The organism is Paenibacillus sp. LBL (assembly GCF_029893715.1).
GTDB lineage: Bacteria > Bacillota > Bacilli > Paenibacillales > Paenibacillaceae > Paenibacillus_AQ > Paenibacillus_AQ glucanolyticus.
The window spans coordinates 32,750-49,024 of sequence record NZ_JARXYU010000005.1 but is presented as its reverse complement, the minus strand read 5'-3'; the positions used below and the strand labels follow the sequence as shown (position 1 = coordinate 49,024).

14 protein-coding genes and 1 other annotated feature are annotated in these 16,275 nt (G+C 47.5%); of the genes, 10 read left to right on the top strand and 4 right to left on the bottom strand.

The genetic code is table 11. The features are described 5' to 3' along the window. Nucleotides 1–114: 114 nt before the first annotated feature. The 4 genes from M2277_RS13580 (at nt 115) to aac(2')-IIb (ending at nt 5,051) form a co-directional block, all read left to right on the top strand. Complete coding sequence (locus M2277_RS13580) at nt 115–768, top strand: phosphatase PAP2 family protein (RefSeq protein WP_036642687.1); 654 nt, start codon at nt 115–117, stop codon at nt 766–768. A 208-nt stretch (nt 769–976) separates the two neighbouring features. Continuing rightward, nucleotides 977–1,240: a binding site (T-box leader), on the top strand. Nucleotides 1,241–1,432: 192 nt separating this feature from the next. Then, complete coding sequence (gene asd / locus M2277_RS13575) at nt 1,433–2,518, top strand: aspartate-semialdehyde dehydrogenase (RefSeq protein ID WP_006210037.1); 1,086 nt, start codon at nt 1,433–1,435, stop codon at nt 2,516–2,518. Between the two features lie 274 nt (nt 2,519–2,792). Then, entirely contained in the window at nt 2,793–4,169 is a 1,377-nt protein-coding gene (gene nhaC / locus M2277_RS13570) for a Na+/H+ antiporter NhaC (protein WP_280754953.1), read from the top strand. Nucleotides 4,170–4,331: 162 nt separating this feature from the next. Next, entirely contained in the window at nt 4,332–5,051 is a 720-nt protein-coding gene (gene aac(2')-IIb / locus M2277_RS13565) for a kasugamycin N-acetyltransferase AAC(2')-IIb (protein WP_148247447.1), read from the top strand. 2 nt (nt 5,052–5,053) lie between these two features. Here the strand turns inward: aac(2')-IIb and M2277_RS13560 are convergent, their stop codons facing one another. After that, a complete protein-coding gene (locus tag M2277_RS13560) occupies nt 5,054–5,275 on the bottom strand; it encodes a hypothetical protein (RefSeq protein WP_036642683.1) in 222 nt (73 codons plus the stop codon). A 158-nt stretch (nt 5,276–5,433) separates the two neighbouring features. Next, the gene (locus M2277_RS13555; RefSeq protein WP_280754952.1) at nt 5,434–6,288 is read right to left on the bottom strand and encodes a protein kinase domain-containing protein; all 855 of its coding nucleotides are present in this window, start codon (nt 6,286–6,288) and stop codon (nt 5,434–5,436) included. Between the two features lie 154 nt (nt 6,289–6,442). Between M2277_RS13555 and M2277_RS13550 the strand changes: the two genes are divergently transcribed. Then, entirely contained in the window at nt 6,443–6,634 is a 192-nt protein-coding gene (locus tag M2277_RS13550) for a hypothetical protein (protein ID WP_006210042.1), read from the top strand. A gap of 81 nt (nt 6,635–6,715) precedes the next feature. On the opposite strand, the gene M2277_RS13545 is transcribed toward M2277_RS13550, so the two are convergent. Together M2277_RS13545 and M2277_RS13540 are read right to left on the bottom strand one after the other, a co-directional pair. Further along, nucleotides 6,716–8,179: a 4-hydroxyphenylacetate 3-hydroxylase family protein gene (locus M2277_RS13545; protein WP_148247445.1), complete on the bottom strand. Its 1,464-nt coding sequence runs from the start codon at nt 8,177–8,179 to the stop codon at nt 6,716–6,718. 194 nt (nt 8,180–8,373) lie between these two features. Further along, a complete protein-coding gene (locus M2277_RS13540) occupies nt 8,374–9,165 on the bottom strand; it encodes a M15 family metallopeptidase (protein ID WP_172963954.1) in 792 nt (263 codons plus the stop codon). 200 nt (nt 9,166–9,365) lie between these two features. Between M2277_RS13540 and M2277_RS13535 the strand changes: the two genes are divergently transcribed. The 5 genes from M2277_RS13535 to M2277_RS13515 all read left to right on the top strand — a co-directional run bounded on the left by M2277_RS13535 (nt 9,366) and on the right by M2277_RS13515 (nt 15,695). Further along, nucleotides 9,366–10,340, top strand: a complete 975-nt coding sequence (locus M2277_RS13535) for a phosphotransferase enzyme family protein (RefSeq protein WP_280754951.1) — start codon at nt 9,366–9,368, stop codon at nt 10,338–10,340. Between the two features lie 268 nt (nt 10,341–10,608). Beyond that, nucleotides 10,609–11,829 carry an amidohydrolase gene (locus M2277_RS13530; protein ID WP_280754950.1) on the top strand — a complete coding sequence of 407 codons (1,221 nt, stop codon included), beginning with the start codon at nt 10,609–10,611 and terminating at the stop codon, nt 11,827–11,829. A 75-nt stretch (nt 11,830–11,904) separates the two neighbouring features. Continuing rightward, on the top strand, nt 11,905–13,365 hold the full coding sequence (locus M2277_RS13525; protein WP_036642678.1) for a sensor histidine kinase: 1,461 nt from the start codon (nt 11,905–11,907) through the stop codon (nt 13,363–13,365). Nucleotides 13,366–13,374: 9 nt separating this feature from the next. Further along, complete coding sequence (locus M2277_RS13520; RefSeq protein ID WP_063479414.1) at nt 13,375–14,070, top strand: response regulator transcription factor; 696 nt, start codon at nt 13,375–13,377, stop codon at nt 14,068–14,070. Between the two features lie 134 nt (nt 14,071–14,204). Further along, nucleotides 14,205–15,695, top strand: a complete 1,491-nt coding sequence (locus M2277_RS13515; RefSeq protein WP_280754949.1) for an S-layer homology domain-containing protein — start codon at nt 14,205–14,207, stop codon at nt 15,693–15,695. The last annotated feature ends 580 nt before the right edge of the window (nt 15,696–16,275 follow it).

Genomic DNA, 16,275 nt, shown 5'->3' with positions numbered 1-16,275 from the left:
AGCAGTCCGTTATCGGGCTGCTTTTTGTATTTTGAGATGGCAAACAGGTGTGTAGACGTGTCTCTGCTTCATATAATGGTATCGACCGAAAGTGCCGAGGAAGGGGGAAAGTCTGTGAACCGGAAATGGAAAACCTATCTCCCGATGTTGTGGATTCTCATGATTCCTGCGCTCAACATTTTTTATGGTATCCTGAATCAGGCGCATACGCCGGTGTACAGTCTGATGACGGATCTGGATGCCGCCATTCCATTTATGCCGATTTTTATTATTCCCTATCTGATATGGTACCCATTTATAATTATTATGCTGTTTCTGTTCTGTGCCAGAGATCGAAGTGTGTATTATCGGACGCTGCTGTCGCAGTGCATCGGTTTAATCGCTTGTTACATCACGTTTTTCTTGTTCCAGACAACGGTTGATCGGCCACTGATCATGGAGGCGGGGATTCTTGACTGGCTAGTGAACCTGGTGTACAGCACGGATAATCCTTACAACTGCTTTCCAAGCATTCATGTGCTGACCAGTTATTTGATGATCAAGGGTGCGGTCACCAGTGCCGGTTTTTCCAACAGGGAACGGACTGCAGTGAAAATATGTGCGTGGTTCATCATTGGATCTACCTTGTTCGTGAAGCAGCATGTTCTGCTGGACGTAGCGGGTGCAATCGCGGTGGTGGAGGTTCTGTGGTATTGGGTTGGAAGAGGGTTCCACGGACAACGTTCTGAGCCAACAGCGGAATTCGTCCGCGAGGAGAACTTATCTTGAGGCTCCGTCAATATTAAAAGTCAATCAGAGACAGATCAGGCTGAGGGCCCCGGGCGGCTCCGCAGCTGGTTTGCTTGCAAGCAAAGTGTTCAAAACCGAATCGTAGTGAACATCGTAACTGAAATAAGATACCCTCAATGGATCATCCTTTCCGAAAATTTTATAAATAAGGTTTACCTGCGATATGGTTTTATATATAATGATTCTAATAAATGCGATGAAGAGACGAGTAAATAAATGAATTCTTGCACAGAGAGCTCCGGCAGTTGAGAAGGAGTGAAGCGTTCTTTATTGAAAAAAGACTCAGAGCAGCACATGGAAACCTCATGAGAGGTGGATGATGTGCCAGGAGCTCCTGTTACAGAGCTAGGGTATATGCATTACGTTGTAATGCCGTACTCGACGAGGCGAATATGGCGACATATTTGCAAATTTGGGGTGGTACCGCGAGTGTAACAATCTCGTCCCTGAGACTACGGTCTTGGGGGTGGGATTTTTTGTTATATCAGAAGAAAAACGAAGGCTCAAGGTAGGAATCCTACACCAATTCAGACGAGTTGAATAGTTATCTAAGAAGAAGCTTATTGCATGCCATTATCCGTACTCTAGATTAGAACCGATGTATGGGGAACATGACGCCACTATGGAAGGATATGAGCAACGAATGTCAGAAAAACTTAAAGTTGGTATTGTTGGTGGAACAGGTATGGTTGGTCAACGTTTTGTACAATTGCTGGATGGACATCCATGGTTCCAGGTAACCTCTATTGCGGCAAGCAAGAGCTCTGCTGGCAAAACCTATGAAGAATCCGTGCAAGGCCGCTGGAAGCTGGCTACCCCTATCCCGGATCCTGTGAAAAGCATTGTCGTACAGGATGCTTCACAAGTGGAGAAGGTTGCTGCAGAGGTCGATTTCGTATTTTGCGCAGTGGATATGAAGAAGAATGAAATACAAGCACTGGAAGAGGCTTATGCCAAGACAGGCACGCCGGTCATTTCCAACAACTCGGCACATCGCTGGACTCCGGATGTACCGATGGTCATTCCAGAAATTAACCCGGGTCATATGGATGTCATTGCTGCACAGAGAAAACGGCTGGGGACTTCGAGCGGGTTCATTGCGGTTAAGCCTAACTGCTCCATTCAGAGCTATGTCCCGGCACTTCATGCCTTACTCGATTATAAGCCTACCCACGTGGTTGCCTCGACGTATCAAGCGATTTCCGGAGCCGGCAAGAACTTTACCGATTGGCCGGATATGCTGGATAACGTGATTCCGTACATCGGCGGCGAGGAAGAGAAGAGCGAGCAGGAGCCGCTGCGCATCTGGGGAAGCGTGGCAGATGGCGAAATCGTTAAAGCAAGCTCACCTCTGATTACGACGCAATGTATTCGTGTCCCTGTAACGGACGGCCACTTAGCTACTGTGTTTGCATCGTTCGAGAACAAGCCGGCGAAGGATGAAATCCTGGACCGGTGGCGGCAATTCAAGGGTAGACCGCAAGAATTGCGTCTCCCGAGTGCGCCAGAGCAGTTCATCACGTATTTTGAGGAAGATAACAGACCTCAGACCAAGCTGGACCGTGACATCGAGCGTGGTATGGGCGTCTCGGTAGGAAGATTGCGCGAGGATTCGATCTACGACTATAAATTTGTCGGACTCTCGCACAATACACTGCGCGGCGCTGCAGGCGGCGCTGTTCTGATCGCTGAGCTGTTGAAAGCGGAAGGATATATTCAAGCTAAATAACGCATAGGGATTTCCAAAGGGCGGCTGCTTGTGCAGCCGTCTTTTTTGGTCATTTCACAATCCATACTGATGCTGGTTAAAGTGTCCTCTCCCGGCGGATCATGACGTTGACTAAGTCCACACTATCGTTTATAGTGAATTTCTGTGCTTCAATGCCAAAAAGCAAAAAAGCGCAAAAGCGAGAAAGTAAAACATATTTAACCATCAAAACAAACGCTGCAGGGTATCAAATCAAATCTCCCTCCCATATTAATGTACAAGGAGTCTCATCATCATGGAACGTCAGCTCAGTTTCTCCAAAAGCATCATCCTCATCGTATTTATTCTGGCACTGCTGTTTGTCTCCATCTTTCTTCTCAAAGCGGAGCCGCATCTGCCGCTGCTTGCAACCACCGTTGGCACAGCCGCGCTGCTGCGTTTATTCGGTTTCTCCTGGAAGAAGCTCGAATCTGCCATCATCCAGGGAATTCAAACGGCCATTATGCCGATTCTCATTCTATCGCTCATCGGAATTCTGATCGCTGTATGGATGATGAGCGGCACGGTGCCAACGATTTTATACTATGGCATGGATTATATAGAGCCGCATTATTTTGCGGTAAGCGCGTTATATGTGACCATCGTGGTCTCTATGTTCACCGGAAGCTCATTTACGACTGTCAGCACGGTTGGCGTTGCCTTTATGGGAATTGCCGCAACAACGGGCGTTTCTCCAACCCTGGCAGCCGGAGCGGTGATCTGCGGTGCTTGTTTCGGCGATAAGATGTCTCCGTTATCCGACACAACGAATTTTGCTCCCGCGGTAGCGGGAATATCACTCTTCACTCATATTGGCAACATGGTTTACACTACGGTACCGGCACTTATTGTTACAACGGTCTTTTTCCTGTTCGCTCCAACGACGGACTCCCTGGATTTGTCTTCAATCGAGCAAATGAAGGTAGCTCTGAATGATGGGTTCCAACTTCATTGGCTGACATTGATATCGCCGCTCGCCGTTATTGCTTGCTCCATCAAGCGGCTTCCGATCCTCCCAACACTGATTGTGGGTATTGTTACCGGACTTATGGTAACGGCATTCGTTCAGCAGCAGACGGCCATCGATGTCTGGTTCAGTGTCATGCAAAGTGGTTACAAGAGCACAATCACGAACGAAATCGTGGCTTCCATAGTCAACCGTGGTGGATTGCAGTCGATGATGTGGTCCGTGTCCCTGATCTTGATTGCTTTATCGTTAGGAGGATTGCTTCAGCATTGCGGTATCATTGAAGCCTTTTTCCATAAAATCATTCAACCCTTGAAGCGAAAGAGCAGCATTGTCCTCATGACGGGCGCTTCTTCAATCGCGGTAAACGGTATGACGGGCGAGCAATACTTGTCCATTCTTTTGCCAGGACAAATGTTCAAGGAGGAATACGCCCGCCGTGGAATTCCAGCGAAGACGCTCTCCCGTACATTGGAGGACTGCGGCACGCTTGTGAATCCGTTAATCCCTTGGGGTGTCAGCGGGGCCTTCTTCGCGGCTACCCTTGGCGTTCCGGTTGTGGAATATGCACCTTATGCCGTATTCTTATGGTTAAGTCCGCTGTTCACATTTGCCTATGCATTCATACCAAGGTTGCAGCGAAACTCGCTTGGACGAGAAATATGAATTTTGAGATCCATGGATGATAAACAGCCCCGTCTCCAGATGTTCAGGAAACGGGGCTGTTTATTTGTTTATAATGATTTAAACCCGAGCCATAACGGGATGGATTTGGTACGATGATAAGGAGCACAGTAAACATCTTTTATTTGAAAAGGGGATGAGAGCTTGAATCATTGCAGGGATAACGAGCCCACGGCCGAAGAGCTGATGGAGCTGCACGTAGAGGCGATGTTCACGCATGATCCAAACGGGCGGATCCGCGCAATCCACGAGCCATGGCCGGGTGAGGATCCAGCCCCGCGTTTTTTCCTGGGTCGGACGATAGACGGGACGGCACTTTGCAGGTTTCGCCATGATGTTCCAGATAGTCTTGCTCTTCTATTGAAAGAACTGGTCGAGGACGAGCCGATTATGAGAGATTTCCAAGCGAAGCCCAAACATTTCGGGTCGTATATGAAGCTTCTCCAGAGCGGACATCACGCGACGGGACCCTGTTATTGTATTCCAGTTCAAACGACGTCGACCATCCAGGTGGTACGCATCACCCGAGAACATATGAGCGATCATTCGCTTGCCGGTTTCGAATGCCTTGCCTCTGAAATAGAATACGTACAGCCTTGCGTGGCACTTGTACATGACCGCAGGATAGTATCGGTCTGCCGCAGCGTTCGGGTGACAGCAAAAGCACACGAAGCCGGGCTTGAGACGTTGGGCGAGTTTCGCGGCAGGGGATACGCCGCGGCAGTTGTTGCGGGTTGGGCGATGGCCGTGCGAGAGATGGGGGCATTGCCGCTCTACAGTACTTCATGGGAGAATCTCTCCTCCCAGCGGGTAGCCGGAAAGCTGGGATTGTCCTTGTATGGAGTCAATTTCACCATCAAATGAAATCATTGCTGCAGTATGACATTCCTCGCAAAAAATCCCCTCAACCATGTGAGGGGAGAAGTGCTTGGTTCCATATCGTCAGCTTGAGCTGCCTCTTCTATTTTTATAATAGCCATGCCCTTGATTTCCATGCCTGCGCTTGTAATCTGAAGAAGAGCCTTTACGACGTGAATACCCATGGCTGCTGCTGTATTTTCTTCCGTAATTCTTAGCAGAGCTGCCATGATGCCTTCGACTATCACTATGAGATGAGGAGTGAAGAAGCTTATTGATTATTTTCTTAAACATTTCGGTCTTCCTCCTTTCTAGTTCATCTTATTCCAGTCTACGTAATCGGATCGTACCACAGAGTAAGCCCCATAATCAACTTCAGTGCCTCCCATCATATGGATGGGAAGTTTTTGGCGTTAACCAGCCAGCGCAGCTCTTTCATAAACTCTGAAGATCCAGAATATGGATCTCGCAGCTGGAGTAAGCGTTCAATCATCATTTTCAACTCACTGGAGAGCTGCAATTCTTCCTGCCAGCTTCGCTCGGCGATAACGCTTTGGCTGCTCTCGGGCTCATAGACCGAATACAGCATAAACAGCATAAAATGGCCGATGTCCTGCAGATCCTCGCTTTCCTGCGATATTTTATGGTGTTCAGAAGATATCTTTCTGCCATGACGGAACCATGGCCGTGTTGGCTTCCGAAGCGGAGGTGGCTCGCCAATTCTGCGTGCCAACCCAAAATCGATGAGATTCAATTCTCCATTCTTAAACAGCACGTTGGGAATTCGCAGATCGAGATGAACAAAACCTTGTTTATGAAGGTACAGCACCAGCTCCATAAGCTGCATCGTAATAGACACGCAATGTTCTTCCTGATATTTTTGGTTTTGTTCAAAAATCAAGTCTTCCAGCGTATCTCCATTCATATAGGACATTACCAGATAGATATGGCGATGGTCCGTAAAAAGATCCAGGTAAGCCGGAATATGCGAATGCTGAAGAGATTTTAATATGGCAGCCTCCCGATTCAGCAAGTGTTCTGCGTAGCTGCCTTTGCTGGGTCTTGCTTGTTTGACGGCTACAATCTGACCACTTTTCCGATCCATGCACTTATATATTAAGCCGTAACTGCCTTCGCCAATCATGTTTTGAACAATATAGCGATTTCCCAGAACCGTATTCTTCTCGGCCGGATAATCCCGCCAAGCGTTGATGAAGGAGCTCAAGGATGAAATAAGACGCATATCGACTCCAACTCTCCTTTTTGGTAAATCCAAATATCTCAGACCGCTATCAACGTACATTATATGCTTTATGATGGGATTATACGAGTAGCGGAAGGTGCAAGAACCAGCTCGACTCTATCTTTCTTCGAAACTCAAGCGCTGATATGCCGGTATGATGACGAAACAGCTTAATAAAGCAACTGAAACAGGTGTAACGAATGAGGATGCGAGCCAGCAGAGCTATATCATGAATAACCTGGGATATACTGCAGCATTGTCGCTGCTTCGCACGGCTAGGGAGCAGGCTGTTCCCATTGAAATCTCTATGCTGGAGGAGCTCTTCAAAGCAAGGATTGTTATGTAAGGTCAACTCTACAAGACCTCTCCCATACCTTACAGGCATGAGAGAGGTTATGATATGAGTTTCGTTCCGCCTCATATTGTGCTAAGATGCACTGTTGTTTTTGGCTATAAAATCGTTGATCAATTGCCGGAGCTGTTCGTGATCCTCATAACTGTTGTACATGCGATAAGCGACCGTATGTGCATTGCCGAAGAAGAATCGTTCGAACTGGGTTTGCCGGCCACCGAATGAGCTTGCCCCAAGCTCCCAGGCGAGCCTGAACAAGGCGATGCGGTCGTAGGCCTCTGAGGTTGTGCCTTTTAAATATTGATCGAGGTAGTGTCCTGTATCCGAATCGAAATCCAGCTCGGAGGGAATCATGATCAGGCCGCTGGAACCCAGAATTTGAATCATCTCAACCATCTCAGGATAGAACTTGGGGAACAGGATGCTGGAAGCCAGGAGCGGGCTGGTGGCAGGAACGAGATATCCGAATTTATCATGGAGTGCGCCTTGCTCAGAAGCCAGTCTTAAGGCTTTAAAGGTCTCGAGGAATGTAATAATCTTGGAAACGTTCAAAACCATTTGCGGCTCAAGCCCTACATTTTGCTCATCTGCCAATGACTCTAGCAAACCGAGTAAAAACTCGGTTTTTACAATATAACGAGTGGTGATTTGATGGGCCATATGGGTATGGAAGTGACTCTCGCCAAACAATCGCCCCGCATAGGCTTCATCCCCGTAATAAAATATGCGATCATGCGGCACAAGAACACGATCAAATATAACGAGTGTATCCATCTCTTCGTACCTTGCGCTCAAGGGGTGATCATAGGTGGAGCTGGCTCCGTAACTCTCGCGGCAGATAAAAGCCATCCCTGGCAGATCATTGGGTACCGCAAAGGCAAAGGCAGATGGATTCACATTATTGAATATCGTGGGTGACGGAGTCGGAAAGACTAACATCTCCTCACAAGTAGCACCTTGCGTAGCCATCATAAAAGCTCCGCTTATGACCATCCCGTTGTCGTTAATTTCTACGACTTTAGCAGCGATGGAATCCTCTACATCGTCATTCTGACCGGATAGCTTGCTCGCGTAGGGCTGGATGAACGCATGGGACAAGGTAATATCATGCTCCCGGCAGTAAGCATAATATCGCCTGAGGTTGTCGGCATATTGCGGATTATGCTCTTCAAGAATATCAGCGGCCGTGAATAGAGCCATGATCGCGGTGTTCATGTAATCGGGAGAGCGTCCTAAGAATCCATGGTGCCTGTTCGCCCAGAGCTCCATCATGATTCTGCGTTTTTGTAAATCCTCGGCATTCCTTGGCGGGAGAAAAGATAAACCAACAAGCTCTCCCGTATCAGGTGAAGGATAGGTCATCCGGTCTAAATAGCACGCATCACATTGCATATCATAGAGATCGGCTTGGGTTTCAATAAGACCTTGAAATGCAGGATGCTGTGATAAAGGACCTTCGATACGTTCTCCTTTATACCAAATGTTGATATTTTGCTTATCAATCCGCTCGATATACTCTTTCCCCGATTTAATAGGCACTGTTTTCACCTCTTTGCGAAAATCATACTGTGCTAACTAACCTGTCTGCTGCTGTTAATGTACGTGTTTAGGCTATCTGGAGTACTTTGTCCCCATGTTGTGTTGCAAAATATGCGGTTGTACCTGCAAGCAAATTCAAGAGGAAATTAGGCGAAAAAAATGGGCCCGCAATGGCCCAAAAACGTTTCGTGTTATTATTGTTTTTTTTCCAGATATTGCTCGAGGGTCAGGTTTTGTCTCGTAATTTCTCCGGCAATGAATACCCCTACATAACGAACATGCCAAGGCTCGTAGGAATAGCCAGTCCCTTTCTCCTGACCTTTACCGTAACGAATAATGAATCCGTATTTAGGGGCGTTGACTTTCAGCCATTTGCCTTCCTTGGTATTTCCAAAGCTCTGCTCCAGCGCATAACCTACGGAAGCACTCGATATATCCATGCTCAGACCGGTCTGATGCTCGCTTTGTCCTGGTCTTGCACTGGTCTTGTTGGCAGCAGCCTCGCCCTTAATGCTTGCATTGCGTTCGAATATGGATTTTTGGGTTGCGTAGGAGCGGTAGCCCGACACAGCTTTGAGATCAATTCCGTCTTTCTTGGCGGCAGCGAACAGTTTTTCCAGCGAGGTTGCAGCTATTTTTCTCATCTGTTTTTTGGGACTAGGCCCCGAGAAGCTGAACGGAATTTGGGGTATAACCAAATCTTGCGGTACATAATGGGAAGGCAGGTTTCTCTTTTTATTGACCAGCACAACGGTACTTGATAGATTTGTGACCGTGGTAACGCCGTTAACATACTTCAGCGTCCGGCCAGGTGCGTTGTTTGCCAAAAACGCAGTGAAGGTGGAACTGGAGGAAGATGCCGCAGCCGCTTCCACTTGGTTCATTCCTGAAACGGTATCGAAACCGTTCATCATTAAACTTGCAACCACCAAACCGATCATGACGGCTGGTAGAATGGATTTGTATTTAACCCCATTCATTCTCATATGATGTCCCTCCTCGTTAGCTGTTTACTCAGTATATAGGAGAGTTATATCGATAGAGTCTCTAATATGTTTCTGAAATGTAAACAAAACGAGCTTGAGGTGACTCGCTTTTTTGGGGAGGATGAAATGACATGCAGATCGAGTTATTATTTAATATGGAGCACCCGAAAGTCCTATACTGATCGTAAGGAGAAATACATATGAGGGATGAAGAACTTCAGGATGTTTTAAGAGGTTATGGCATTGAGGAATCCGAGACTACCTTTATACGACATAACGAGAATAGAACCTACAAAGTGGATGAGGTGAACGGCAGCTCCTATTTGCTGCGCATTCATCAACCGGTCAAAGACAGCATGGCCGGCTTACAGCATACCTATGAGGGTCTGCAAGCAGAGCTGAACATGCTGGAAGGCCTGTCAAGCTGGAACAATCTTCATGTTCAGAAGCCACTCCGTAATCGGGATGGCGAACTGATTACGATCATACAGCACGAAGGGAAGACGTGGAACAGTTCCGTACTTACCTGGCTGGAAGGCAGGGATCTGCAAAAGGATGACGTGAAGGACCCGGCAGTGGTTGAGCGGCTGGGGGCTCATATTGCGGAGCTGCACCGTTTCTACAGCCAGCATCAGCAGGAAGGCTTGGATAAGCGTCCCAGTCAAGGAACCGCCTATCATGAATACATGATTGAGGTCATCAAGCGGGGTTTAGAGAAGGGGTTGTTTACATCTTCCGATGTTTCCATCATAGAGACAACGCTAAGATGGGTTAACACGAGGCTTGAAGACAGAGGGAGTGAGGGTGCCTGGGGGCTCATTCACGGTGACCTGAGTTTAGGAAACATCATTATGACGCCGGAAGGTGAATTTAGTTTTATTGATTTTGGTTTTTTCGGACCGGGGTATTATTATACGGACGTAGCTATGGGGGCTACGATGATTCCTTCGGAACATCGTGATCTATTCCTTAGAGGATATTATGGCGACAATATAACCGGTCAGAATGAGCTCGTGCTGCTCGAAGGGTTCATGCTCGTGGCCATTATCGGATATTATGTCTTCCAGATGGAGAACGAGTCCGTGCATGCCTGGATGCGTGAGCGGATGCCAAAATTGTGCGCGGATTACTGCATTCCTTATTTATCAGGAGAACGCATATTTTATATTGTATAGTCCGTGTACGGGGAGGCATATCTCGCTGGTTCACATGGGAAGCAGACGCTGTTTTTAACATTGCGTACATCGCGGTGTTTTGTTTTTTGAACGTTATTATCGTAAAAACTATATGAACCATCTTATTGTGAACCATCCTAGCGGGTGGTTTTTCTCTTTCTTCTATATGAAAAACCTAAGTGAATCTTATTTAATACATATTATCCATATAGTTGATCCTATGTTAGCATAATCGTAAACCAGTTTAGGAGAGAGGGGATCGATGGATATGAAGTCATCTTATTGGTTGACAAACGCCCGGCTGGAGAGCGGCTATAATATTCAACATGGTGTCATTACAGGCACCAGGACGGAAAGTTGTCATCTGTTTATAGAGGATGGAAAAATCGCGAAGGTGGTTTCTTGCGACACAAACATCCCGGACCAAGCCGTTCAACAGGATGTGAAAGGGCTGCTGCTGCTTCCGTCTTTTGTTGAAAAGCATTGTCATCTGGATAAAACGCTGCTAGGTGACCGTTGGCGTTCCGTAACGCCAGTCTCCACTATATTTGAACGCTTGGATATTGAGAAGAAAACACTGCCTTCGCTTGATACTCGTATTCAGGACCGCGCGGAAAAACTGCTCAACCTCTATGTAGACTCCGGAGTAACACATGTACGTACACATGTGGATATATATCCGGAGGCTGGATTAGACCATTTGGAAGCTGTTCAGCAAGCCTTGCACAGCTTTGAGGGCAAGCTGTCACACGAAATCGTTGCCTTTCCGCAGCATGGTTTATTGCGGTCACAGGCAAAGGAATGGGTGCGGGAAGCTCTTCGCAGAGGAGCCGGCTTGGTCGGAGGCGTTGATCCGGCTACGGTTGATGGCGATATCGAGGCCTCCCTGCAGCAAATGGTGGAGCTCGCAGTCGAAGGTAACGCAGGAATCGATTTGCATTTGCATGATGCCGACCACCAGGGGATATACACCTTGAAGAGACTGGCGCAGCTAACCCAGGAAGCAGGGCTGCAGGGGAAGGTTGCGATTAGTCATGCATTTGGTCTGGGCGATATATCACCGTCCGAAGCAGAGGAGATGGGGGATTTATTAGCCGATGCAGGAATTGCTATTATAACCAGCGTGCCGATTGGCCGAACGTTCCCTCCCGTTGGTCTGCTGCACATGCGTGGAGTAGAGGTGGCAGTTGGATGCGATAACATTTTTGATGTATGGTCGCCCTTTGGCAATGGGGATGTGTTGGAACGTGCAGGTCGTTTAGCGGAAATATCCAGATGGGTGGATGAACGCTCACTGGCGCACACACTCCGCTATATAACCGGTGGCATAACACCGCTTAATGACAAGGGGGAGCAGGTATGGCCGCGAGTCGGAGACGAAGCAAGCATCGTGTTCGTTGAAGCCTCATGCTCCGCCGAAGCCATTGCAAGAAGACCCAGGCGAGTCGTTACGATGTTCAAAGGGGATATCGTTTCGGGTTCATTTTAATTCATCCCTGTAAGGGGTGATGCAGTGGGAATCACGAAATCAGGCGACGATCCTCTGCCAAAGCGAGGTAAATAGATGTCCATCCGAATTAAATTGTTATTATCCTATACCGGCATGCTTGTCCTCAGCTTGTTGGTATTTGTGTTGATTGCCGGATTGTTTACCATCGCAGCAACCGGCGACATTCGCGACATTCGGGATTTTTATAAAGTGCATTATCAGGTCAACCCGCTAACAGAGCAAGAGGAGTCCATCTTTCTTGAATTGAAATACCTGGCTAAGAATGAACCGGACGAGCTCCAAAACCAAGAGCTGCTGAAGGAATATGATTTCAAGCTGAGAACGGTGAGAGCCGGGCTCTATGTCCGCCGGGAAAAAGATCAGGTGTTTGAATCCCATACATTCAATCAGCCCGAGCTGGAACGGAGTCTGCCTCATTATGACTTGAACAATAATCAGATCCGCCATACGTTTAACATTGGCGAACGATTCTATGCTTATGCCAAGTATGATTTCCGTTATTCGGATGGTGCGAAAGGAAGTGTCTTTGTCATACGGGAGCGTAGTCCCTTTGGTGAAGTGACACGCAAGCTGCTGCCTGTCCTCGTTCTGATTCTGATCGGCATCATTGTGATAACGAATGTACTGTTATACCGCTGGATTACCCGCAGCGTTGTCAAACCGCTTGATTTGCTCCGGAATTCGGCTGAGCACATCAAGGAGGGAAATCTCCAATTCTCGCTTGATTTGCAGACGAAAGACGAAATCGGACAATTGAACGAGGCCTTTGAGGATATGCGAAAGCGGCTGCAGGCCTCGATTCAGCTCCGGCTTCAGGATGAAGAGAACCGGAAGGAGCTGATCTCCAATATATCGCATGATTTGCGTACACCTATTACAAGTATCAAAGGATACATCGAAGGGATTCGCGACGGAGTTGCCGATACACCGGAGAAGATGGATAAGTACGTGAACATCATTTATGCCAAAGCGGTTGATCTCGATAAACTTGTGGGTGAGTTGTTCCTGTACTCCAAGCTTGATTCGAAGCAAGTGCCATTCATGTTCGAGCCTGTAGATATCATCGGCTTTCTAGACGACTGCATTGATGAACTTCAGTTCATTCTGGATGAAAAGGGGATTCAACTGGAGTGGATGGAGCGTACGGCGGATCGAGTTGAGGTCATAGCCGATCTGGAAAAATTGAAGCGAACAGTGCTCAATATTATTGGAAATGCCCAAAATTTTATGGATAAGCAACCCAAAACCATTCGTGTCTCGACCCGAATATCTCCCGAATGGGTGACGGTTGAAATCCAAGATAATGGGATGGGCATCCCGCGCGACGCGATCCCGCATATATTCGAACGGTTCTACCGCGTTGAACCATCTCGCAATTCTTCTACGGGTGGCAGCGGGCTTGGGCTGGCAATTGCAAGCCAGATTATAGAAGGGCATGGGGGTACCATCTGGGCGGAAAGCGAGCTGGGAGTCGGTACAAGCCTGTTCTTTACACTCAAAAGGGCGATCAATTAAGGAGGATCCATGACCACACGCATACTCATCATTGAAGATGAGACTACAATTGCTCAGCTGGAGCGGGATTATTTTGAACTGAATGGATTTTTCGCAGATTTATGCCATACGGGCAATGAGGGATTACATCTGGCACTTAACGAGGACTACAGTCTCATCGTTGTCGACCTGCAGCTCCCCGGGATGAACGGCTTTGAATTATGTCGCCAGATCAGGAAGAACAAGGAGGTCCCGATTCTGATCGTTTCGGCCAAGAATGAAGAGATTGATAAAATCCGAGCCTTTAATCTCGGCGCCGACGATTATATTACCAAGCCGTTCAGCCCAAGCGAATTAGTTGCAAGAGCCAAGGCACATCTGATGAGATACAAGAGACTGATGGGCAAACAAGAGACGGTTCAAAATGCAGAGATTCATATACGCGGCCTGGTCATTGATAAATCCGCTCGAAGAGTGTACGTGCGCAATCAGGAAGTTGTGTTTACGACCCGAGAGTTTAACCTGCTCGAATTTTTGGCAAGCCACCCTAACCGCGTATTCAGCAAAAATGAACTGTTTGAACGAATTTGGGGTATGGATTCCAGTGGGGATATAGCAACCGTAACGGTGCATGTCCGCAAGCTGCGCGAAAAATTGGAGCTGGATTCTTCCAATCCACAGTATATTGAGACGGTTTGGGGAGCAGGCTATCGCTTTTCTGTCTGATGGGGTTTATAAAAAGTTAATATATTGTTTCGAATTTATTAATCCCAGCTTTCTTGGTAGTTTAAGACTCTCCTCTATGATGGAGTTATGACGATCAGCTAATGATACGCATAGATTCTAAGGAGGGTTAACACATGAACAAGAACAAGCATGCTACTAAATGGGCTGCCCTGATGTTGGCAGCTGCACTGGGAACGGCATCTCTACCGTTCAATGTGCTGCAAGCTAAAGCAGCAGAAGTCATGATAGCACCCGAAGATATTCAGCAAGCGATCCAGGAGTTGTCCGGGCTTCGCGTGATGCAGGGTTACCAGGATGGAACGATGGGAATCACGAATCCCATTACAAGAGCCGAGTTGGCCAAAATGGTAGTCCTTACATTTGGGCTGGAGGGAGCAGCCGAGAATCAGGCAGGCTTAACGGATGTCAATCCAAATGCCTGGTATTCCGATTATGCAGCTGAGCTGGCGGCACTGGATATCATCACAACGACGGATGGACGTTTTAATCCAAAGGGAACCGTCACTCGCGACGAGCTGGTTATTATCGTATCGCAGGCATTGAAACGCGACGTGAAATCCGTGGCTTACTGGGCGGAACGTTTACGTGAAGGCGCAGGTCATGTCACTCGGGGAGAAGCTGCATACCTGCTGAACACGGCACACCAAGCGATCCCTTCGGCAGAAGCCAAAATTACGAGTGTCCGCGCATTGAATACCATTACGTTGATGATTACCTTAGATGCTCCCTTGACAGCAGACAATGAGGTATTTGCACAGGCTAAAGAAGATTTTGTATTTAGCGATGGACTTGCGCTAACCAACATGCCGCGTCTGAAAACGGGCTCGATATCCACTTATATTGTTCCGACATCCGTACAAAATCAGGATACCGACTATACGCTTACCTACAAAGGGCAGAAAGCAGGTACATTTGCAGGCAGCGCCACAAAGCTGGACATGACAGAGGCAAGGCAGGTCGCCAAGGATACGTTTGAACTGGAGGCGCTTAAGTCTAATGGGGTTGTAGACTATGGCTACGTTATTTCTGCATATAGCAGCGGCAGGGGAGAAAACGCATTCGTACTGGATGAGAACAACCGAGCTGATGGGAAAGCTTATCAAGTCATTTCCTCCGGTCAGGGCAGAGAAGTAACCATCACTCCGGAGGGCGGACAGCCCATGGTGGCAAAATACGTTCCATTCACGCAATCGACCGATGGCAAGCAAGAACCAAAATTCCGTTTACCTGAAGGTCAGCAGCTGACCCCCGGTGTTACGTATACCGTCACCTCTGATTGGGCACAGATTGCAAGCCGGACATTCGTTGCTAAAGAATTCATCCCGCTGGAAATGGTGGGAGCCGAGGCTATCGGTGAAACTTCGGTTGCCGTTACATTATCCGAGGATCCGGGAGATGAGTTGTTCTCCGGCCGCAGCGTGGAATTGATCGACGCAGAGGGTCATAAGCAGGTGGCCGTATATAAATATTCTAGCCGCAAAGGTGCGGTAGGCGTGTTTGATCTCACGGAGGGCGACGATAAACTAAGAGCAGGCACGACCTATACCGTAACTCCGGTAGGAGAATGGGCAAAAGGTACTTCCACGGGCCTGACATTAAATTAATCTCATTCTATCCGGATGAATTAGGACAGATGGTGCTGTTTAACCGAAGTAAAACAAACGAAGGCAGCTCAGCGCCCGTTAAGTGAAGCAAGAAAATAATGACTCTTACAGCCAGGCTGTAAGAGTCTATTTAGCGTGCTCGTCTTGCTAGGAACATATCTCTTACTTTGCTCTACGGATAATGACTTAATGCAGGCCATGAGCCAAGTCATAGAATGACTTGCGTAATTGCGCATTGAAGCTGACATGTAGAGAGTCATTGGATAGATAGGAGAGACTTAAAAAGGCTTATTTTCTATTATTTAGAAGATAAATGCTTGAACTTCATATATGATGACTTTATACTACTTCTTAAAAAACAAATAAATACTATTTTTATATTATATGTAATATTAATAGCTTTGCATATCACGAATGACACCCCGGATTGCCAGGAGTTACAGACTAGTTGGCCTATGCGTTTCTACTAGCGCAATCGATTACCCTCCAAAGCAAATGTTCTGCAAACTTCAGTGTCTTACCGGAACATCCTTCTTCCCTCAATCCTTATTTTTCCGCAATGCTGCTATCCATTACGCAA